Below are 20,688 nucleotides of genomic sequence, written 5' to 3' on the forward strand. Positions count from 1 at the left end.
CGGGCTGAGCGCGCGACGTATCAGGAGCGCGGCAGGGTGTCGAGCGCAGCGGCCCTGCCCGGGAGCCGCGCGGGCTCCCCGCTCGATGCACCCGCGCTCGCCGCTCGACGGCTCCCCGTCCTGGCCGCTGCGCGCCCGGCCGGCTTCGCGGCGGCGCGTGGCCATGGTACGCGCAGGAGAACGACGTGAAATACGTCATCCTCACGCACGGCGGGGTGGCCGCGCCGCAGAACGGCGCGGACAGCTGCGCCAGGGCCGCCGACGAGGCGCTCGGCGCGCTGGACGCGGGCGGAGAGGCGCTCGCGGCGGCGATCGCGGCGACCGCCCGCCTCGAAGACGACCCGCGCTTCAACGCCGGGACGGGCTCGAACCTCCGCCTCGACGGGCAGACGATCGAGATGGATGCGGCCGTGATGGCCAGCGATGGACGGTTCGGCGCCGTCGCGTGCGTCGAGCGCGTGAAGAACCCCGTCCTGGTCGCGGCGAAGGTGATGGAGACGCCCCACCTGATCATCGCCGGCGCCGGCGCGACCGCGTTCGCGCGCCGGCTCGGGTTCACCGACCACGATCCGGTCACCGAGGCGGCGCGCGAGAGGCACGGCCGCGCCCTCGCCGCGCTGCGCGGCGACGGGGGAGACAGCGACTACACGAACGACGCGGCGCGGTTCCACGCGCTCACGGCGACGCGGTTCTGGAACTTCGACGCCGAGCCGGTCGAGTGCGACACGGTCGGGGCCGTCGTGCGCGACACGCACGGCCGCTTCGCCGCCGCGGCGTCGACGGGCGGGTCGACCTACTCGCTCCGCGGCCGCGTCGGGGACGTGCCGCTGATGGGCGCGGGGATCTACGCCGGCCCGCACGGGGCGGTGGCGGCGACCGGGGTCGGCGAGGAGATCGCGCGACGCCTCCTCGCGCGAACGGTCTATGACTGGCTCGCCGACGGCGTCGCGCCCGCCCGGGCCGCGCAGCGCGGCGTCGCGATGTTCCCGGACGTGATCGCCGTCGGCGTGCTCGTCGTGGGGCGTAACGGCCAGGCGATCGCCTCGAACCGCAACATGCCGAGCGCGCAGCTCGCGGGCTGAGGAGCCGCAGACGACGATGCAGAGCGGAGACCCTGATGCGATCGTGGTGGGCGCGGGACCGAACGGCCTCACCGCGGCGGCGTACCTCGCCCGCGCGGGCTTCTCGGTGCTCGTGCTCGAGGCCGAGCAGGAGCCGGGCGGCGCCGTACGGACGCGCGAGGTGACGCTCCCGGGGTTCCACCACGATCTCGGCGCGGCGTTCTTCCCCTTCGGGCAGACGAGCCCCGCGCTGCTGCCGCTCGACCTGCCAGGGGCCGGCCTCGTCTGGCGGCACGCGCCGGTCGACAGCGCTCACCCGGCGCCCGATGGGACCTGCGCCTCGATCGCGCGGGACGTCGACGCGACGGCGAGGTCGCTCGGCGAGGACGGCCCCGCGTGGCGCCGGATCGCCGGCTGGCACGCGGCCACACGCGAGCGGCTGCTGAACGCGCTCCTGGCCACGCCGCCCGCCCTCGGGGCGCTGCTCCGCTTCGGGCCCCTCAACCTGCTCCGCCTCGCGCAGGTGGCCCTCTCGAGCGGCCGCGGCTTCTCGACGCGCACCTTCCGGACCGAGGCGGCCCGGCGAGTGATCCCCGGCCTCGCCCTCCACACCGACGTGGGCCCGGAGGATCCCTGCGGCGCGATCGTCGGCTTCATGCTCACCCTGCTCGCCTCGAGCGGCGGCTTCGCGGTGCCCGAGGGCGGCGCCGGCGCGATCACGCGCGCCCTGCTCCGGCGCGTCGAGGAGCGCGGCGGCAGCCTCCGCTGCGGCGCCCGGGTCGAGCAGATCATCGCCACGCAGGGACGGGCGACCGCGGTCCGGCTCGCGGACGGCGAGGAGATCCGCGCGCGCCGCGCGATCGTCGCCGACGTCGCGGCGCCGACGCTCTACCTCCGCCTGCTCGCGGCAGAGCTCGTCCCCGCCCGGGTCCAGCGCGCCATGCGCCGGTTCCGCCAGGGGTTCGGCACCTTCAAGATGGACTGGGCGCTCGACGGCCCGGCGCCGTGGTCCCACGAGGACGCCGCGCGCTCCGCGGTCGTGCACGCGGGCGACAGCCTCGACGATCTCGCCGAGTTCACGCGGCAGGTGCGCGCCGGCGCGCTCCCCGAGCACCCGTACCTCGTGATCGGGCAGCAGTCGCTGGCCGATCCGACCCGCGCGCCGGCCGGGCGCCATACCCTGTGGGCCTACTCGCGCGTCCCCTCCTCCATCGACGGCGGCTGGGCGTCCTCGCGCGAGCGCTTCGCCGACCGCATCGAGGCGCGGATCGAGGAGCTCGCCCCCGGCTTCCGGCAGCGGATCCTCGCCCGGAAGATCTGGGCGCCGGACGACCTGGAGGCGATGGACGCAAACCTCATCGGCGGCGATCTCGGCGGCGGCTCGGCCGACATCCGGCATCAGCTCTTCTTCCGACCGGTGTTCCCCTACTTCCGCTACCGAACGCCGGTCCGCGGCCTCTACCTGGGCTCGTCCTATGCGCACCCCGGCGCCGGGGTCCACGGCGCCTGCGGGCGCAACGCCGCCCTGGCGGTGCTGGAGGACGAAGGCTGAGCCGCCGGCGCTCCGCCCGTTCGAGGCCTACTTCGACCGCGAGGGCGGGCCGTCCCGGTAATCGGAGCGCTTCAGGCCCTGGCTGGCGATCTTCTCCTGGAGCGTGCGCAGCGGCATCCTGAGCCGCCGCGCCGCCATCGCCAGGTTGCCGTTGGTCGCGCGGAGGGCCTCGAGGATGATCTCGGCCTCCAGGCGGTCCATCTGCGCCTTGAGCCCGATCATCGGCGCGGAGCTGGGCGGCGCGATCTCGACGAAAGGCCGGTCCGGCGGCGGCGGCGTGGAGCGCTTGCGCGCCGCGAGGGCGTTGATGCTCTCCGGCAGGTCGAGCGCAGTGATGACGTTTCCCCTCGCGATGACGACGGCGCGCTCGATGGCGCTGCGCAGCTCGCGCACGTTGCCGGGCCATGGATACTGCTCCAGCAGCGCGAGCGTCTCCGGATCGAGCGAGCGCACGTTGCGCCGGTGCGCTTCGTTCGCCTGCCGGAGGAAGCGCTGCGCCAGCGGCCCGATGTCCTCGCGCCGCTCGCAGAGCGGAGGGATGCGCAGCGGCACCGCGTTGAGCCGGTAGAGCAGGTCCGAGCGGAACGTGCCCGCCTCGCACATCGCCTCGAGATCGCGGTACGTGGTCGCGACGATCCGCACGTCCACCTCGATCTCCCTGGTCGATCCGATGCGGCCCATGCGACCGGTGTCGAGGAGGCGCAGCAGCGCGGCCTGGGAGGAGGGCGGGAGATCGCCCACCTCGTCGAGCACCACGGTGCCGCCCGCGCACGTCTCGAAGACGCCCTCCTGCGCCTGGGTGGCGCCCGGGAAGGCGTCGGCCTCGTGGCCGAAGAGCGTGCTCTCCAGGAGCTGCGCGGGCACGCCGCTGCACCCGACGCGGACCATGTGCTTCCGGTGGCGCGGGCCGGCCTCGTGGATCAGGCGCGCGAGCACGTCCTTGCCGGTCCCCGACTCGCCCTGGAGCAGCACGGGTGCGGACGAGCGCGCGAGGCGCATGGCGGTCTCGAGCACCGGCCGCATCGCGGGGCTGCGCATCACGAGCCCCTCGTCGTTGACCGCGCGCACGCCGCCCGCCGGCGTCGGCCCGCCCATCAGGCTGTCGGCGTTCGGCAGCTCTCTCCGCTCCAAGGCGCCGCGGCGCGCGTCCAGCGCGTCGAGGTTGAGCACCGGCAGCTCGGCGCTCGCGATGACGCGCAACGACGCCGTGATCTCCCCGAGCACCACCTCGTCGCCGGGCTTCAGGGTGCCCTGCTCCACGCGCTGCCCGCTCAGGAAGGTGCCGTTCGTCGAACCGAGATCCTCGATGAGCACGTCGCCGCACTGGAACGTGAAGCGCGCGTGGCGCCGCGACAGGCTGCGCTCGGGGATCGCGACGTCGGCGCTCGGATCGCGACCCACGACGACCCCGACCCCGTCGGTCAGCCGCACCGTCTCGGCGCCGTGCCGGTGGTAGATGATGAGCAGCACGTGCGGCTGGGTCCCCCGCTCGCGGCTCAGCTGCTTCAGCGCGTCACGGACCTGCGACATGGCGATCGGATCCGTCACGCCCAGCTGCGAATCGAGCTCGGCCTCCTGTGCGTCAGGATCCTCGGCCGGCGCGAATGGCTGTGCGACCGCGGTCTCCGCCGGCGACGCGTCGCCACGGTGCCCCTCCTCGGGCGCGCCCGGCTCGCGGACGTCCGGCGAAGGTAGACTCCTCGGAGCGGCCGGACGCGAGTGATTCATGCGTTCTCTCTCAGTGCGTGCCCGAGGAACCCCCGGCACCGGATGCTGGCCCGCGAACCCTGCTCGCGCTCATCCTTTATCCTGTGACCATAAGCCGCAGGTAGGCCAGCGCGCAAGGCGCGAGCAGTCGTTCGTCGGCTCGTCCGCGGCCAGCGCGGCCAGCGACTCACCCAGCCACACCGCTCTCCACCTCTATCTCGCCCCGGTCTCTCCCCTCTCCCACTCTCCCCACTCCCGTGTCCCGTCGCTCGCGCCTCGCGCCTCGCGCCTCGCTCCCCTTTTTACCGCCGCCTTCTTTCTCGTTCGTTTCAGCAGCGTGCCGCCTCGGGCAGCTCCCCTGTGCAGGCCGCCTCGATGCTCTGCTCAGGCGCCGCGCGCGGCATGCTCGCCAGAGCCGGGCGGTCGCGCGGAGGGCGTGGCCGGATCTTCAGCGCGGCAGTGCGCGTCGAAGTGTGAACACGGGATGTCCTCGATCGGCGGGAGCTCCGCGTAGCCGCGGGGGCCGGCGATCTCGTTGAAGCGGCGACCGAGCCAACCTGGGATCACGAGCGCGTAGGTGCGCGCGAGCCGCCTTCGATCGTCCAGGGTGCGCAGCATCGCGTGGTAGGTGACCTCGCCATAGGTCGCCTTGAAGGCGGCCGCCTGCTCAGGGCGCGCGAGCCAGCTCATGACGCCGGCGCGATCCGCTTCCGGATGGAACTGGACCGCCTCGACCCCCGGCGCGACCTGCAGCCCGAGAATCGCCCGGCCCTTGGAGATCCCGTCACGGCTCTCGCGGGCGAGGAGCTGGCCACCGAGGGAGCCCAGGCGGCGCTCGTCGAGGTTCACCGCTTCCCAGTTGCGGTGCTCGAAGGCGAAGAGACGATCGCCGAACGGAGACAGCAACGGGTGCTGCTGGCCGACCGGGGTCGTGTAGATAGGCATGACCCCGAACTTGCGATCGGCGCGCGGCACGACGTCGGCCAGCCGGTAGTGATGGACGACGAGCTCGAACGAATAGCAGATCGCGAAGAGCGCTCGCCGCTCCGCGCCCCCCTGGACCGCCGACTCGACCACGCCGTCCAGCAGACGCGCGAAGTCGAGCGTCCACGGCTCGCCCTCTCCATCGAACGGAGAGCCGGGGCCCCCCGAGGAGAGGTACAGATCACAGTCCGTAGGGATGGGTGTGTTGGTGTCCCGGGGAGACGCCTCGACAACCTCGCAAAATATGCCCGGATTGTGCCCTCGGACACGTTCGAAGAACGTTGCGGCAAGCCCGCGCAGGCAGCGCATCGCCTGGTTCACGTGGCCATTGTTCATGTCCACGATGCAGAGCCGGAGCGGTCTCAGCGGCCTCATCGACCGGCCGTTCTCGACGGTATGTATCCCGGCGGGCGTAGGTGGGAGCGGATTCGAGCTCATCGGAAGTGGACAGAGTGCAAACGTCGGCCCCCGCGTTTCTACCCATATCACCGTGTTGACCTCGCGAAAAGAAAGGTTTTCTTGGTTACGTGGGCAGTCGTGCGGGTGTGCGCGGAAGGTCACGTGGGTCACGCGGCGGTTGCTCGGCGGTTACTCAGGGGTACGCGCGGGGCATTGTCGAATCGAGGGCAGACCAAAAGTCCTTCCTCGGCCCCGCGTTCCTGGGGATCCTGTGTGTGATGAAAAAACAGAATGTACTGCCGCGTGATCCGCTGACTCGACGCCATGTGCTGACAGGCCTCGGCGCAGCGGTCGGCGCCGCGACCTTCGGATGCACCGCCACGGAGAGCGCGACGATGCTCGGGAACGTCGGTTCGAGCACGGATAGCTCGGGCGGAAGCGACGGATCCGGCGGCGCGGGCGGCGCCGGCGGCGCAGGGGGAACGGGCGGCTCGGGACAAGCGGGAGCGGGCGGCGCCGGCGGCGCTCCTGCGGATCGCTGCGCCGACACGGGAGGCCTGAGCCCCGCAGAGCTGCTCGCGCCCATCAGCACCATCGTCGTCCTCTGTATGGAGAACCGCTCGTTCGACCACTACCTCGGCTCGCTGCGGCTGAAGGAGGGCAGGCGGATCGACGGCCTGACAGGGAACGAGTCGAACCGAGCGCCGGACGGCGCGCGGATCTCGCCCTTCCAGCTCGACAACTTCACGCCCGTCGACCCGCCGCACAGCTGGGACGCGGCCCACGCGCAGTGGAATCAAGGGATGAACGACGGGTTCGTCGCCGCCCACGCAGGGCCGGATCAGCGCGACGTGATGGGCTACCACGTGCGAGAGCACCTGCCGATCCTCTACGCGCTCGCCGACGCGTCGGCGATCTGCGAGCGCTGGTTCTGCTCGGTGCTCGGACCGACCTGGCCCAACCGCTTCTTCCTGCACGGCGCCACGTCGAGGGGCGTCGCCAGGAATGTGCCGGTCACCGGCTTCACGAGCGTGTTCGAGCTGCTGAGCGACGCGGGGATTTCGAGCAGGAACTACTACCATGACGTGCCGTGGTGCTCGGGGGCGTACTTCAAGTTCAAGGGCGTCTCCGGGATCGAGCGCTTCTTCGAGGACGCGGACGCGGGGCTCCTCCCCGCGTTCTCCGTCATCGATCCCCAGTTCTTCGGCGCCACCGCGAACGACGATCACCCCGACCACGACGTGCAGCTCGGGCAGGTGCTCATCGCCAGCATCTACAACGCGCTCGCGAGGAGCCCGCAGTGGGGTCAGTGCCTCTTCGTGATCACCTACGACGAGCACGGAGGCTTCTTTGACCACGTCGCGCCGCCCACGGCGACGGACGACGATCCGCTGTTCTCCCAGCTCGGGTTCCGGGTCCCGTCGATCGTCGCGGGCCCGTTCGTCCGGAGAGGCTGCGCGGTGAGCACGGTGCTCGACCACGCGTCGGTGATCCGCACGCTGGAGGCGCGCTTCGACATCCCCACGCTGAACGCGCGCTCCGGCGGGGCGAACGATCTGTCGTGCTGCATCGAACCGGCGCTCCTCCGCGATCCGCAGGACCCGATCCTCCTGCCCACGGTCGAGATCTCCCTGTCGCAGCTGCGCTCGCGGACCGAGACCGGGATCTCCCAGCCGGAGCTGTGGGAGGCCGCGGAGCGCGGGCTCATCCCGCGGCACCTGGATCGCCGGAGCGAGGGTCCGGACATCGCGCGGCGGGTGCTGGCGCACGCGGAGCGGATCGGCGCCGCGAGGCTCAGGGACTGAGCCGCCGGCCAGCCGGCGCCGAGGTCGCACGGGGGCGGGAGGTCTGATAGAAGCGGCGCCGTGCCGCCCGACCTCGATCCGCCCGCCGCCACGCAGGCAGGGACCGCGCCGGCGAGCGCAGCCCCGGGCGCGCCCGCGGCGACCGGCGCGCGCCGGCCGGCCGCTGGACAGGAGGCGGCGCCCAGCGCGGCGCGGTCGTCGGCGATGGTCACCGCGGGGATCATCCTCTCGCGGCTCGTTGGGCTGGTCCGCCAGCGCGTGACAGCGCACTTCTTCGGCACATCCGAGCTCGCCGACGTGCTCGCCGCGGCGTTCCGCGCGGGGAACATCACCCAGAACCTCCTCGGCGAGGGGACGCTCTCGGCGACGTTCATCCCGGTCTATGCGCGCCTTCGAGCGGCCGACAACGCGCGCCGCGCGGCGCACTTCGCGCTCTCCGCGCTCGGGCTCCTGCTCGTCGCCGCCGCGGCCGCGTCGATCGTCGGCGTGATCGCGGCGCCGTGGCTGTCCTTCCTGGTCGCGGCTGGCTTCGACGAGGACAAGCTCGCGAGCACGACGCGGATCGTCCGGATCATCTTCCCGATGACTGGCCTGCTCGTGCTGTCGGCGTGGGGGCTCGGGGTGCTGAACGCGCACCGGCGGTTCTTCCTCCCCTACGCCGCGCCCGTCGCGTGGAGCGCCGCCCAGATCGCGGGGCTGCTCGTGTGCGGGGCGTGGCTCGGGATGCGCGGGGAGCCGCTCGCCGAGGCGCTCGCGTGGAGCGCGCTCGCCGGCGCCGCGCTGCAGCTCGCGCTGCTGCTCCCCTCGGCGCGCTCGCTGCTCGGCGGGCTGAAGCCGCGCCTCGACACGCGCGACCCGAGCGTCCGGGAGGCGGGCGAGAAGCTGCCCGCCGCGCTGCTCGGCCGCGGGATCATCCAGGTCTCCGGGCTCGTCGACACGCTCCTCGTGAGCTTCCTCGGCGCCGGCGCGAACGCGGCATTCAACTACGCGCAGACCATCTACCTGTTGCCGATGAGCATCCTCGGCACCGGGGAGGCCGCGGTGGCGCTGCCCGAGATGGCGCGCGACACGGCCGAGGCGGACGTCGCGCGGCGCAACGAGGCGCTGGCGCGCCGCCTCGGAGCGTCGCTCGCGCGGATCACAGTGCTGACCGTGCCGGCGACGGCCGTGTTCATGGTGCTCGGGCGGGAGCTCATCACGCTGCTGCTGCAGACCGGGACGTTCGATCGGGCGTCGACCGCGCGGGTCGAGCCGCTCGTGTGCGCCTACGGGCTCGCGCTGCTCGGGAACGCCGCGGGGCGCGTGCTGATCACCGCCTCGTTCGCGCTGGGGGACACGAGGACGCCGGCGCGCTACGCGCTCTATCGCGTGATCGTCAGCACCGTCGTCGCGCTCCTCCTGATGCAGCGGCTCGACGTGCTCGGCGTGGTGATCGGCGCCGTCATCGCCGGGTGGGTCGAGGCGATCGCCCTCGCGCTCCGCGTGCGGCGCGAGATCGGCGGGCTCGGGCTGGATCAGGTCCGGATCGGCCGCGTCGCCGCGCTCACGGCGGTCTCGGTCGGGTGCGGCGTGGCGCTGAGGGCCGCGCTGCCGGAGGCGATCGTCGCCACGCCGTGGGGCGCCGCGCTCGTCCTCGCGGGGTGCGGCGGGGGCTTCGCGCTCGCGGCGCCGGCGCTCGGGCTCTTCAGCCTGAGGTCCCTGCTGCGCAGGAGGTGATCGCGGGCGGCGACGCGCGCTCGCTGACCTCCGCTTGCGCGCGGTACCAGGCGACGTACCGCTCGACGAACTCGCGCTGCACCCGGCGCAGCGCGACGCGCGGGCGCTGCCGCTCGAGCAGGGCGATCGCCTCGCCGATCTCGAGGCCACCGCGGGTGGCGAGGTAGCAGAGCGCGAGCGTGACGCTCCGCCCGACGCCGCTCGCGCAGTGGACGTGGACGCGATGGCCAGCGCCGAGATGGCGCTCGAGGAACGCCACGCCGCGCGCGGCTTCCTCGATCGTGGGGGCGCACATGTCCCAGCAGGGGATGCGCAGGTACTCGACCCCCGCCGCGCGCAGGGCGAGCACCGGATCGTAGAGCTCGCGCGACACGTTGATCACCGCGCGGACCTCGAGGCGGCGGAGCTCGGCGACGTCGCCAGGGAGGAGAAACCCGCCGATCAGGAGGTTCGGGCTCACCCACGTGCGCCACGGGTGCCGCGGTCGGAACGACGCGGTGGCGCGGCGCAGCGCCAGGAATGCATAGAAAACCACGGCATAGGGCGCGAGCAGGAGGACCACCAACGCGGGGCGGAGGCGCACGCGCATCTCATGGCGTCGTCGCGCGCACGGCGCCAGCGGCCGGGCGGCACGCGCGCGGGCGATGCGCACGCCGCGCACGCACACAGGCGGCGCCCTGGAACTTGGCCCAGGGCGCGCAAGTCGGGCATGCGTCGGCCGATGCCGCTCGCTTCCCTGCCGACGGAGCTCTCCCGGCCGGTCTCGCCTCCGGACCTCCGGGCGCCGGTGACCCGCGCGCCACGACGCTCCGGGGGCGGTGCCCGACCGCGTCTTCTCGACGGGCTCGCAGGCCTGATCGTCGTGCTGGCCATGTCCGGTTGCAAGGCGGCAGGCGCATCGGTGGAGCTGTCGAAGGACGAGGCGGGCGACGGCGGCGAGCTCCAGGTCGTCGCGCTGCCCGCGGACGGGCCCAAGCTGATCGCGCTCCGCGCGGGGACGCCCGTGCTCGCGCGCCCGCAGTCAGGCGCGCGCAGGCTCGGAGAGCTCTATCCCGGCGCCGCCGTCGTGCGGTCCGTGGAGCCGTACGGACGCGCGGGGTGCAGCGGAGGGTGGTACGCGATCCGCCCCCGCGGCTTCGTCTGCGCGGGCGACGGCGCGACGCTGCACACCGACGCGGTCGCGGTGCTGCCGGCGCCGCCCGATCTGTCGCGGCCCCTTCCCTACCGCTACGGGCGCGCGCGGACCCAGGGAACCCCGGCGTACTTCGGGGTGCCGAGCAGCGAGGAGCTGCGGCACGCCGAGCCGGATCTCGAGCGCCATCTCGAGCGCGTGCAGCGCAGCGACACGCAGCTCGGCGCGTCGGCCAACGACGTCCCGCTGGATGAGCGCGGCGTCGCCACCGGACCGCCGGTGCTGCTGCCGCAGCGAGACGGCGTCGGCGAGGACGGGCGGAGGACCGAGTCCGGATACTTTCTCTTCCCGCTCGCCGACGCGATCGCGCCGCTCCCACCCCTCGCCGCGCTCGGCATCGAGCTCGGCGCGAAGGATGGCGCGCCCGTCGATCTGCGCTCCGCGATGAAGACGGTGGCGCTGCGCAAGGGCAGCGGGGTCGCGATCACCCGCACCTTCACGGCGGGAGAGACCGACGGCCGCAGGCTCGGCGTGACGCCGGACGGCCGGCTCATCCCGACCGATCGGCTACAGGCCGCGCTCGGCTCGCCGTGGCACGGCCTCGACGTCGAGAAGATCGGGCTGCCCGTGGCGTTCGTGCATCGCCACGACGTCAACACGTGGTCGATCGGCCGCGGCAAGGCGACTCCCGACGAGGAGGAGCTCGAGCGGCACACGGGCGTGCCGCTCACGGGCAAGTTCAGGACGGTGGCCGGCGTCCGCTTCGAGGAGGCGCGCGACGGTTTCTGGCTGCGCTCTCAGGATCTCGTCGTCATCGTGCGGCGCGCCAAGCTCCCCGAGTTCGCCAAGGGCTCGCAGCGCTGGCTCGACGTCAGCCTGGCCAACCAGACCCTGACGGCTTACGAGGGGCAGAAGCCGATCTACGCCACGCTGATCTCTTCCGGACGCGATCAGCTCCGCGATCCCGCATCGAGCGCGTCCACGGCGCGCGGCACCTTCCGCGTGCGGAGCAAGCACGTGACGCGCAACATCGACCCGCGCGAGGTGGCCGACAGCTTCGACGTCGCCGACGCCCCCTGGGTGATGGACTTCGCGCCGGGCAACGCGATCACCGGCATGTACTGGGGCGCCGGGGTCGGCGAAGCGCAAGGCTTCCACGACATCGCGCTGACGCCCGTCGATGCGCGGCGCATCTTCCTGTGGGCCGAACCGGCGCTCCCCGACGGCTGGCACGCCGTGCACAGCAGCGGCGAGGAAGGATCCCTCGTCCACGTCCGGCCTTGAGGAGCTCGTCGCAAACGCTGGCCCTGAGGTCAGGGAGGCCAGCGGCCGACTGTCACCATTGCTGGTGCCGAAGGAGGGACTCGAACCCCCGACCCGGCGCGTATGAAACGCCTGCTCTGGCCAGCTGAGCTACTTCGGCAAAAGTGAGGGCGGACTAGTACCGCTCCGTTCCCAGCCTGTCAAGCGATGTCTCGCCCTTGCGACCCCGCCGTCGAGACGCGTCGGGCTCATCGATCGCATCGATCGCATCGACCGCATCGACCGCATCGACTCATCGATCGCGGGCGGGGTGCTTCGGCAGGACGGCGGGGTTCCTCGCCTCGAACGGCATCGACCACCGAAAGCTCTCGCCGAGCTCGGGGGGCACCGGCGGGTACGGTGCGCCGCGCAGCACCGCGCGCCGGCAGTTCTCGTCGAACTCGGGGATGCCGCTCGGCCGCGTCACCGACGCGCTCTCCATCGTCCCGTCCGCGCGGATCACGAACGTCACGATCACGGTCCCCTGGAGCCCCTCGCCCGCAGCCCACTTGGGGAACGCGTCAGCCCAGAGCGGGTGCAGCTTGGCCATGATCTGCCGCATGTAGAGGTTGCGCCGGCGATCGAGCGGGTCGTTGTCGAGCAGCCGGCCGCGCCCCGAGCCGAGCGCGCTGGAGCGCGATCCGCGGCCTGCCACGCCGCCCGATCCGATCGCGCCCGGCCCCGCCTCTCCGCCCGGACCGAGCCCGCGCGCGCCACCGGCCGAGCTGGCATGGACGAGCGACTGGATCGCGGTCGCCACCTCCTGCTCGCTGTCGACCGTGTCGCTCGGGCGCCCCGCGACGTCGGCGGGGACCGAGGGCGTGCCCACGGCGACCCTCGGCCGCGCCAGCGGGACCGCCGCGCTGTCGCGATGATCCGCGCCGGGCCGCCCGTCGCGCACGCCCAGCCCCGCGGACGAGCGCTCGCCGCCCTCCACGGCCCCGCCGACCGCGCGCGGGCTCGCTCCGAGGGACAGCGTCGCGCCGGGTGCGCCGGACACGTCGACCTCGCTCTCGACGCCCGCGGGCCGGGCAGCTGCGCCGAGCGCGCTGCCCCGACGCTCGGGCGCCCCGCCGTCGCGCGCGCCGACCGACGGATCGCGCTCGGCCGCGGCCCGTCGCTCGGCCCGGCTGCCGACGCGGCCGCCCGCGAGGAACGTGAGCTCCATGGGCTCCCGGCTGGCTCGCCAGTCCTCGCGCGACGCGCGATGGGACGACGAGCGGATGCGCTGGATCTGGCTCCTGTCGAGGCGCGAGCGGACCTCGGGAGACAGGAAGGTCGCGTCGTCCCTGTCGGCGAGGTTCAGCGCGGGCAGCTCGGCCGCCTCGGTGCCGCCGCGGCCGCTCGTGCCCGTGTCCGGCCGCGCCGCGGCTTCCCCTCCGCCCCGCGTCAGGCTCGCGGGCAGCTCGGGCGCGATCGCAGCGGCGCTGTCGAGCGTGCCGTCCGAGACCACGGGCAGGTCGATCTCGATCGGCGCGCTCATCGCCGCCGGCGCTCCGACCGTGCGCGCGAGCGTCACGTCCCGCGCCGAGAGCGAGCCCGCGACGACCACCGCGCCTGCCCCGACGAGCCCGGCGTGGGCAGCGACGGAGAGCGCCCACGCGGATGCGATCCGGCGGCCGTCGCGTGACCTCTGCGCCATCGTCCTCTCACTATGCCTTGAAACTCGCACGAGGCGAGCCCGGAGGCGCCGCAGGCGCGGGCTCGTCTCAGGCGGTGAGCGAGGCGAACGCGTCGGCCTTCGGGAGCCGCAGCCGCCGGCGGGTGTTCTCCGCGGTGCGCGCGGCCAGCGCCTCGAAGGGCTCGCCCCGGAGCTCCGCGACGAAGCGGGCCGTGTGCAGCACGTGCCCTGGCTCGCACCGCTTTCCGCGGAACGGCACGGGCGCGAGGTAGGGGCTGTCGGTCTCGACCAGGATCCGGTCGCCGGGAGCCCACGCGGCGACCTCCTGGATCGCGCGCGCGCTCTTGAAGGTGACGATGCCGGAGAACGAGATGTCGAAGTCGAGCGCGAGCGCCCGCTCGGCGAACGCGCGATCCTCGGAGAAGCAATGGATGATGCCGCCCACGTCGCTCGCCCCTGCGCGCTCCAGGATCGCGAGCGTGTCCTCCGGCGCCTCGCGCGTGTGGATGACGATCGGCTTCTCGACCCTCCGCGCGAGGGCGACGAGCTCGGCGAAGACGCGCTGCTGTGTGTCCCTGGGCGAGTGCATGTAGTGGTAGTCGAGGCCGATCTCGCCGACGGCCACGACCTCGGGGCGGCGCGCGAGCACCTCGATCTCCGCGAGCATCCTGTCGTCCAAGGCGGAGGCGTCGTGCGGATGGACGCCGACCGCGGCGTGCACGTCGGCGCGCCGCGCCGCGAGATCCGCGGCGAAGCGCGCCGCCGAGAGATCGGCGTCGACGCCGACGACCACGAACGCGTCGACGCCGGCGGCCCGCGCGCGGTCGAGGACGGCGTCCGCGCCCTCGCGGAAATGCTGCGGATCGACGTGGCAGTGCGAGTCGATGAGCATGCTTCGGCTCAGGTGACGAGCTCCGCGAAGCGCGCGCGGAGCAGCGCGCTCGCTGCGTCGAGCGCGCAGCGGTCGCAGTAGCCCATCCCGCGCAGCCGCTCCAGCGCGCGCGTCGCGTTCCTGCGCTCCTCCTCGCGCAGCTCGCCCCAGCCCTTGTCCGACTTGCCGTCGCTCTGCGCGTCGCGGAGGAGCGCGACCAGGTCGCGGACGAGCAGCGCCACGCCCTTGCGCCGCTCCATGAACACCGCCTCCCGCACCTTGCGGATCTGCTGCGGGAACACGACCGCGTTCACGATCTTCTGGCCCGGGTGGTCGATGGCCCACGCGGCGATCGCCGAGATCAAACCGCGCCGGTGATCGTCGTGCTTCGTGCGGACGCCGAGCAGCGCCTCCACCTCGCGCATCATGCGCTCGTCCGGGTTCTCGAAGTCGCCGGTGTGCGGGTTCCGGATCTTCTCCCCCTTCACCCAGACGCCGACGTGGGAGATGTACCGATCGAACAGCTCGGCGTAGCGGGTCTCGTCGACGAGGCCGCTGGCCGTCCGCATCTCCTCCTCGAGCGTGTCGAGCAGGCGCGTGCGCACCACCTCGCGGAAGAGCCGGTGGTCGTGGTAGCCGCCCGCGAGCTGCTTCTCCTTGAGCCAGTCGTACTCCGCCTGCCGCTTGCAGAGCGCGTCGAGCTCCGACAGGACGGCGAACGGCGAGAGGCACGCGTGATCCACGCTCTGCGCCGCGTCGAGCAGGAGCGACCGCACCTCGCGCGGCGAGACGCCGAGCCGCCCCTCGAAGTCCACGGACGCATCGCTCTCGTGGTAGATGGCCTCGATGCCCGCGCGCAGGACCTTCTGCGCCTCGACGTCAAACCGCTCCGGCGCCGTCCCCGTCGCGAACAGCTCCATCTTCTCGACGGCGGTGAGGCTCGAGACGAGCGGCGCGAGCGCGTCGGGGTACCGCTTCGCCTCCGGCTGACGCATGCGGGTGAGCACGGCGAACTGCGCGGCGACGCGCGTCGCATGCGGGGCGACGTGGCGGGTCACGAACGGGACGATCTGCGCGTCGTAGATCGTCTGCTCGTCGAGGTAGCTCCGGAGATAGGGCGCGCGCAGGAACTCGAAGCGCCCGCGGAAGCTCGGGAACTCCGGGTGCTCCCGGAAGGCGTTGAGGTGCACGTCGTTGGCGCTGCCGATCATGACGACGTTCGTCTGCACCGTCTGCTGCGGAAGGCTGACCTCGCCCGTCTCCAGCGTGAGCTGGAGGTAGCGGAAGGCGTCGAGCGGGCGCTTCAGGAGATCGCTGAACTCGAGCACGCCCCCGGCGGCCTCGATGAGCTCGCCGTGCGCCTCGAAGAGCGTCGTGGCCTGAAGCGAGGTCGGGAGCGAGGCGAGCGAGCGATCTGCCGTGATCTGCCGCTCGCCGGCGTCGACCGAGAGCTCCGGGCCGATCGTGACGGCGCCGACGCGGTAGTGGCGCGAGATGAAGTACCGCTCGACCTGGACGTGCCGCAGCGTCTCGACGAGCGAGCCGCCGCTCGCCACGAGGAGCGCCTCGAAGACCTGCTGGTTCTTGTGGGACAGCTTGCCGCTCATCAGCCACTCGGGCGGCGGCTCCGCCGCGCCGGCGTCCTCGTAGAGCTTCAGGATGAGCACCCGCCGCTCGCGCACCGGGAGCAGGAAGAGCGGGTGGTCCCTGAGCTCGATCACGAGCCGGGCGTCGATCTGATCGTCCTCGAGGTGGGCGTAGCTCGTGCCGTCCGCGGCGCTCGCCTTCACGTCGCCGCCGAAGCCGATCGAGCCGCGCATCGTCTTGCGGCTCGGGAACACCCAGTGGAAGCGGTACACGGCGCCCTCGTCGAGCGTCGAGTAGTGCTCCAGGGCGCGCAGCATGCAGGCGGCGAGCGTGCTCTTCGCCGATCCGTTCGGCCCGTGCATCAGGACGAGCCGGTTGGCCCTGCCCTCGCGCACGAAGTTGCAGAGCACCCGGTAGACCTCGGCCTGGAGCTCTTCGTGGCCGATCAGCGCGAAATCCCGCCCGTGGTAGGCGGCCGACGCCGTCGCGCCCTGCTGCTCCGGCCCGGTCGGAGGGAGCTCCCACGGGAGATCGAACAGCTGGAAGCGCGTCAGCTCACCCCAGGGCTTCTTGATCGTCCGCGTGCCGAAGTGATCGAACATGTCGCGGACGTAGCGAGCCGCGTCGCGCCCGAAGCGGACCGGATTGGAAGCGAACAGCTCGAGGTACTGCTGGAAGGAGAGGACCCGCTGCTCCTCGCTGAAGCGCCGGGCCATCGATGAGGCGATGGTGTCGAGCTCGGAGAGGGCCTTTCGGGCCCGCTCGGCTGCACTGCCTTGAACTGTCTGGCTGGGGCCGACCTCGCTGGGCTGGCCCCCCCGGCTACCTGAGGTGTCGTTATTCACGTGGGGCCGAGTTTACCGTTGTGCCTACTGCACGTCGATGACCGCCTCGAGCTCCTGCTTCTGCATCAGGCAATTCGCGGCGCTGCAGATGCTGAAGGAGAGCACGCCCGCCACCTTGGTCTTGCCCTTCTTGGCCGCGACGAACGGAACCTTGAGGGTGCCCTTGTTCTCCTCGAACGCGCCGTCTTCTCGCTTGAGCAAGGGCTTCGGGTACGTGACGCCCTCGGCGGCCGCCTCAGCGACCTTGAACTTGATGGGGTACTTGTCGTTGATGTGGTAGTCGCCCTTCGACAGGAGCGAGACCTCGACGACCCCCTCCTGGCCGGCCTTGTACGTCCCCGCCGGCTTCATCTCGAGGGTGTAGACCGCATCCTCGACCTTCGACTTTCCGCCCTGGGGTGATGCCGCAGGCACATCGGCGGCGCCGCGGGAGGTCGCCGCTTCGCTCTGGCTACAGCCCGAGCCGAGGACGGCGAGCCCGGAGAGTGCGATCAGGCACATCGCGGCGGAACGGGGCTTGCGGGTCCGAGTTGAAGGATGAGTGCTCATGGTCAACACAAATAACACAGCGGCGACGTCCGCGCGAACCGGGGGCTCCCGGCGCCCGTGAGGACGGGCGCACCGCGCCGCGGCGCTGGCGGGGCTCACGCGCTGCGGCGATGCACGTCTTCACGCGCTGCGGCGCCGGGCGGGCGCGTCTCCAGCGCGACATCTCAGCGCGCGATCAGCAGGGCAACGAGCGCGCAGAGCAGCACGGCCGCGCTGGCCACCGCGGGGACGACCCACCGCGGCACGCGCTGGGGCACCCCCATCACGATATCCTCGGCGAACGCGTCGGCGGCTCCCGGCGACGGTGCGGCGACCGCGGCGACGGGCGGTCGCCCTGCGCCGGCGACGGCCGCGCGCGCGGAGCCTTGTTCGTGGCGGGCCAGGACAGCGGGCATCGCGGCGCGGATCTGCGCCGCGAGCTCCTTCTGCGGCATGCACGCCCAGTCGCGGTGAGACCCCGCGAGGCCGTACGCCTGACCGACGCGATCGGCCAGCAGACCGACGGACGGGAGGCGCGCCTCCGGGCTCTTCATGAACGCCGCCTCCATCACCGGATCGAGCGAGGCGGGCACCCCGTACGCCTTGCCCGCCTCGCTCGGGGGCAGCGGGTTGCTGCCCATGATGCTGACGAGGATCATCGGGCCGGTCGACGCTTGGAACGGGACACGCCCCGTGACGCACTCGAACACGATCGCCGCGACCGACCAGACGTCGGCGCGATGATCGAGCGCGAGCAGCCCCTGCGCCTGCTCGGGCGACATGTAGAAGGGCGAGCCGATCGTCGTGCCGACGACGGTCAGCTTCTTCGCGCCCTCGCTGTTGTCGCGCACGCTGCCGAAGTCGAGGATCTTCACCCGGTCGCCGTCGTGCGTGCCGACGAGGAAGATGTTGTCCGGCTTGAGATCGCGGTGCACGACCTTGCGCTCGTGGGCCTCCACGAGGCCGAGCGCGACCTGCGACAGCATCCGCACCAGGCGCTCGGGGGGGAGCACCTTGTCGCGCTTCAGGACCGTCCGCAACTCCTCCCCCTCGAGGTACTCCATGACCAGCGCGAAGCTGTGGTCCTCGGTCCTCTCGAAGGCGAGCACCTCGACGATGTGCTCGTGGGGCAGCGACGCGCTGACCTGGAACTCGCGGTGGAAGCGCTCGACGCTCACCTCGTCGAGCGCGACCTCGGGGTGGAGGATCTTCAGGGCGACGCTGCGGCCGACCTGGAGATCGAGCGCCTGGTAGACGCGCCCCATGCCCCCGTCCGCGACGATGCGCCAGACCTGGTAGCGCCCGCCGCAGAGGGTCGCGCCGACGCGCCGGTCCTCCCGGTGCCTCGGCGGCGAAGCCTGGGCGACCGGGATGAGGCGCTGCCCATCGACCGGGCAGAAGCCGCTGTCATGCGAAAAGAGCCTGAAGCAGGCGGAGCAGGTCTTCAATCCGCACCCGGGGTCAGGCGCGGGAGGGGTCCGCGGGCGGCGAGCTGCCCGACGCGGGCTCTGGCGGCATGTAGTAGAGGATCCGGTTGCAGTTAGGGCACCGCTCGAACTCGTCCTGGCGGCGCATCTTCTGGAATATCATCGGCGGCACAGACAGGTGGCAGCCGAGGCACGTGCCGTCGTAGGTGCGGGCGATCGCGACGGGCCTGCGAGTGCGGATCGACTCGTAGCGACGGTACAGGACGACCGGCAGCTTGCTGACCACCTGCTGGCGCGCCTCGGCGCGTTGCGCGCGCTCGGCCTCGAGCGCGGCCAGCGACGCCTGCGTCCCCGGCGCGCTGCCGTCGATCGCCCCCGAGAGCTCGACGCGCTTCGCCTCCGCTTGCTCGATCGCCACGCGTGCGCCCTCGGAGGCCGAGTTCAGGCGCTCGATCTCTTCCTCGCGATCGCGGTGCAGCTTGCGCAGCTCCTCGATCTCGCGCTGCGCTGCGTTCGACTCGCGCTCGTTGCGGGAGCGTTGCAGCTTCTCCCGCGAGCGCTCGATCTGGTTCGACATCTGGCGGAACTCGATGAGGAGCTCGGAGCGTGTCTTCTCCATGGTCGCCAGGGTTTCCCGATCGGCCTTCAGCCGCTCCTCTAGCCGCTTCAGCTCGGACCGCATCCCTTCCAGGCTGCCGCGCTGTTTGTCGAGCTGCTCATCGATGCGGCGGATCTCGCTGTCGATGGCCGACAGCTCTTCGAGGAATGCGATCTGCTCGCGGATGCTCACGTGCTTCCTTGTCTCCTTGTGTTTCGTGGCTTTCGTGGGCCCACCTGGACTCGAACCAGGAACAGCCCGGTTATGAGCCGGGGGCTCTGACCGATTGAGCTATAGGCCCTGGTGCACGAGCGAAGCCCCGATCGGGTCCGCGCACTTTCGCACCGGCCGACAACGTAGTCCAAGCCGCGCGCAGTTGGAAGGGGAGCGGTTCGGCCGCCACCGGTTCTCGGCGGCGCCACGGCGGTCCGGGGTGGATCGCCCTCACGACAGCGCCGGCCGCGGGCGGCGCGCCGCGCGGCGGAGGCGCGCCATCCACGGCCGGCGCGCCGCGACAGCGCGCGCAGCCACCCGCGCCAGGCCCGCCCGGGCGGCGATCCGCTCACGGCCCCTGCCGCCCGCCCGGATCGACCATCGGGCTGCGGTGCGGGATGCGGGCCGTCTTGGCGGCGGGCGCCACGGCCTTGCCCCCGTCGAGCGCGTCGGCGCAGCACCGGAACCCGACCTGATAGAAGCGGAACCACCGGTTGTGCGTCGAGGTGACCGGGCGGCACCGCGAGCGGATCGGCCCCCAGTACCCGCCTTTCAGCGTCGATCGAAACGGCTTCTCGTCCAGCTTGCCCAGCTCGTTGTTGACCCACTCGTCGACGTTGCCGGTCATGTCGCGCACGCCGAAGGGGCTCACGCACCGATGCATCTCGCCGGACGCGACCCGGCGGTCGAGCCGCTCGACCTCCGCCGAGATCTTCCAGGGGTCGGAGAACGTCTCGAGCACGGGCATCGCGATCTTCCTGTCGATGTTGCAGGCCTCGGGATCACGAGCGATTCCATAGGGATAGGGCCACATTTGCGGGCCCTCGCACGCGAACTCCCACTCCTCGCCCGAGCAGAGCCGCTTGCCCTCGATCTCGCAGGCGCGCTTCGCATCCAGCCAGTTGACCATCACCGCCGGGTGGACGCCCTCGATGTTCGGGTACTCGAACACGTCGACGCAGAAGCGCCGGTGCTGGAGGCGCCCCTCGCAGAGGACTTCGGGCTCGAACCGCGCGCAGATATCCTTCTCCTCGTCGATGTACGCCGCGCAGTGGTGCCCGACGTAGGGGCAGTAGATGCCGTCGACGAGCACCATCCCATCGAGGCACGCCGTGGCGCTCGCAGGGTTGACGCGCACGTACGCAGGGAGCGGCGGGGGCGGAGGAGGCGCGAGCGCGGGCGGCGCCGGCGCTGGCTCCGGCGCGGGGACGCTCACCGGCGGCGCCGCGCTCGCAAGGTCGAGCGGCTCCGGCCGCCGCTGCAAGCGCGGGGCGAAGAGGAGCGCGCTCACCAGGGCGGCGACGACGAGGGCAGCGACGAAAGCGAGGCGCTCGCGCATG

The 20,688-nt window shown here is 72.3% G+C and carries 15 protein-coding genes and 2 tRNA genes; 5 read left to right on the top strand and 12 right to left on the bottom strand.

What is annotated here, in order from left to right; genetic code table 11:
• The first annotated feature begins 185 nt into the window (after window positions 1–185).
• Together WMF36_RS19940 and WMF36_RS19945 are read left to right on the top strand one after the other, a co-directional pair.
• Window positions 186–1,082 (top strand): isoaspartyl peptidase/L-asparaginase, encoded by an 897-nt coding sequence (locus WMF36_RS19940; protein ID WP_437581204.1) that lies wholly within the window; start codon window positions 186–188, stop codon window positions 1,080–1,082.
• A gap of 16 nt (window positions 1,083–1,098) precedes the next feature.
• The gene (locus WMF36_RS19945) at window positions 1,099–2,613 is read left to right on the top strand and encodes a phytoene desaturase family protein (RefSeq protein ID WP_437581205.1); all 1,515 of its coding nucleotides are present in this window, start codon (window positions 1,099–1,101) and stop codon (window positions 2,611–2,613) included.
• A gap of 27 nt (window positions 2,614–2,640) precedes the next feature.
• Here WMF36_RS19945 and WMF36_RS19950 read toward each other — a convergent pair whose 3' ends face one another.
• Together WMF36_RS19950 and WMF36_RS19955 are read right to left on the bottom strand one after the other, a co-directional pair.
• Window positions 2,641–4,341: a sigma 54-interacting transcriptional regulator gene (locus tag WMF36_RS19950; RefSeq protein WP_437581206.1), complete on the bottom strand. Its 1,701-nt coding sequence runs from the start codon at window positions 4,339–4,341 to the stop codon at window positions 2,641–2,643.
• A gap of 363 nt (window positions 4,342–4,704) precedes the next feature.
• Complete coding sequence (locus WMF36_RS19955; protein ID WP_437581207.1) at window positions 4,705–5,742, bottom strand: hypothetical protein; 1,038 nt, start codon at window positions 5,740–5,742, stop codon at window positions 4,705–4,707.
• 356 nt (window positions 5,743–6,098) lie between these two features.
• Here WMF36_RS19955 and WMF36_RS19960 point away from each other — a divergent pair, with 356 nt between their 5' ends.
• Both WMF36_RS19960 and murJ read left to right on the top strand, forming a co-directional pair.
• Window positions 6,099–7,508 (top strand): alkaline phosphatase family protein, encoded by a 1,410-nt coding sequence (locus tag WMF36_RS19960; RefSeq protein ID WP_437581208.1) that lies wholly within the window; start codon window positions 6,099–6,101, stop codon window positions 7,506–7,508.
• Between the two features lie 60 nt (window positions 7,509–7,568).
• On the top strand, window positions 7,569–9,224 hold the full coding sequence (murJ, locus tag WMF36_RS19965; protein WP_437581209.1) for a murein biosynthesis integral membrane protein MurJ: 1,656 nt from the start codon (window positions 7,569–7,571) through the stop codon (window positions 9,222–9,224).
• Here the strand turns inward: murJ and WMF36_RS19970 are convergent.
• The gene (locus tag WMF36_RS19970) at window positions 9,193–9,813 is read right to left on the bottom strand and encodes a protein-tyrosine phosphatase family protein (protein ID WP_437581210.1); all 621 of its coding nucleotides are present in this window, start codon (window positions 9,811–9,813) and stop codon (window positions 9,193–9,195) included. The genes murJ and WMF36_RS19970 overlap by 32 nt on opposite strands.
• A 282-nt stretch (window positions 9,814–10,095) precedes the next feature.
• On the opposite strand from WMF36_RS19970, the gene WMF36_RS19975 reads away from it, so the two are divergent.
• The gene (locus WMF36_RS19975; protein WP_437581211.1) at window positions 10,096–11,640 is read left to right on the top strand and encodes a L,D-transpeptidase; all 1,545 of its coding nucleotides are present in this window, start codon (window positions 10,096–10,098) and stop codon (window positions 11,638–11,640) included.
• Between the two features lie 62 nt (window positions 11,641–11,702).
• Here the strand turns inward: WMF36_RS19975 and WMF36_RS19980 are convergent.
• The 9 genes from WMF36_RS19980 to WMF36_RS20020 form a co-directional block, all read right to left on the bottom strand.
• Window positions 11,703–11,779 (bottom strand) — tRNA-Met (locus tag WMF36_RS19980).
• A gap of 132 nt (window positions 11,780–11,911) precedes the next feature.
• Window positions 11,912–13,300 (bottom strand): energy transducer TonB, encoded by a 1,389-nt coding sequence (locus WMF36_RS19985; protein WP_437581212.1) that lies wholly within the window; start codon window positions 13,298–13,300, stop codon window positions 11,912–11,914.
• A gap of 67 nt (window positions 13,301–13,367) precedes the next feature.
• On the bottom strand, window positions 13,368–14,171 hold the full coding sequence (locus WMF36_RS19990) for a TatD family hydrolase (protein ID WP_437581213.1): 804 nt from the start codon (window positions 14,169–14,171) through the stop codon (window positions 13,368–13,370).
• Window positions 14,172–14,179: 8 nt separating this feature from the next.
• Complete coding sequence (locus WMF36_RS19995; RefSeq protein ID WP_437581214.1) at window positions 14,180–16,582, bottom strand: PrkA family serine protein kinase; 2,403 nt, start codon at window positions 16,580–16,582, stop codon at window positions 14,180–14,182.
• Between the two features lie 24 nt (window positions 16,583–16,606).
• On the bottom strand, window positions 16,607–17,083 hold the full coding sequence (locus WMF36_RS20000; protein WP_437493064.1) for a hypothetical protein: 477 nt from the start codon (window positions 17,081–17,083) through the stop codon (window positions 16,607–16,609).
• A 212-nt stretch (window positions 17,084–17,295) separates the two neighbouring features.
• Window positions 17,296–18,558 carry a serine/threonine-protein kinase gene (locus WMF36_RS20005; RefSeq protein ID WP_437581215.1) on the bottom strand — a complete coding sequence of 421 codons (1,263 nt, stop codon included), beginning with the start codon at window positions 18,556–18,558 and terminating at the stop codon, window positions 17,296–17,298.
• Window positions 18,559–18,571: 13 nt separating this feature from the next.
• Window positions 18,572–19,327, bottom strand: coding sequence for a zinc ribbon domain-containing protein (locus WMF36_RS20010; RefSeq protein ID WP_437581216.1), 756 nt, complete (start codon window positions 19,325–19,327; stop codon window positions 18,572–18,574).
• Between the two features lie 35 nt (window positions 19,328–19,362).
• Window positions 19,363–19,436: transfer RNA gene (locus WMF36_RS20015), tRNA-Ile, on the bottom strand.
• 261 nt (window positions 19,437–19,697) lie between these two features.
• Window positions 19,698–20,687: a formylglycine-generating enzyme family protein gene (locus tag WMF36_RS20020; RefSeq protein ID WP_437581217.1), complete on the bottom strand. Its 990-nt coding sequence runs from the start codon at window positions 20,685–20,687 to the stop codon at window positions 19,698–19,700.
• Window position 20,688 lies beyond the last annotated feature (1 nt).

The organism is Sorangium sp. So ce887, assembly GCF_051521455.1.
In the GTDB taxonomy this organism is placed as follows: domain Bacteria; phylum Myxococcota_A; class Polyangia; order Polyangiales; family Polyangiaceae; genus Sorangium.

Coding starts and splice junctions, on each gene's coding strand:
- WMF36_RS19985 (WP_437581212.1), bottom strand. CDS start 13,300: ATGGCGCAGAGGTCACGCGACGGCCGCCGGATCGCATCCGCGTGGGCG.
- WMF36_RS19960 (WP_437581208.1), top strand. CDS start 6,099: ATGCTCGGGAACGTCGGTTCGAGCACGGATAGCTCGGGCGGAAGCGAC.
- WMF36_RS19975 (WP_437581211.1), top strand. CDS start 10,096: ATGTCCGGTTGCAAGGCGGCAGGCGCATCGGTGGAGCTGTCGAAGGAC.
- WMF36_RS19990 (WP_437581213.1), bottom strand. CDS start 14,171: ATGCTCATCGACTCGCACTGCCACGTCGATCCGCAGCATTTCCGCGAG.
- WMF36_RS19955 (WP_437581207.1), bottom strand. CDS start 5,742: ATGAGCTCGAATCCGCTCCCACCTACGCCCGCCGGGATACATACCGTC.
- WMF36_RS20020 (WP_437581217.1), bottom strand. CDS start 20,687: ATGCGCGAGCGCCTCGCTTTCGTCGCTGCCCTCGTCGTCGCCGCCCTG.
- WMF36_RS20000 (WP_437493064.1), bottom strand. CDS start 17,083: ATGTGCCTGATCGCACTCTCCGGGCTCGCCGTCCTCGGCTCGGGCTGT.
- WMF36_RS19950 (WP_437581206.1), bottom strand. CDS start 4,341: ATGAATCACTCGCGTCCGGCCGCTCCGAGGAGTCTACCTTCGCCGGAC.
- WMF36_RS19970 (WP_437581210.1), bottom strand. CDS start 9,813: ATGCGCGTGCGCCTCCGCCCCGCGTTGGTGGTCCTCCTGCTCGCGCCC.
- WMF36_RS19945 (WP_437581205.1), top strand. CDS start 1,099: ATGCAGAGCGGAGACCCTGATGCGATCGTGGTGGGCGCGGGACCGAAC.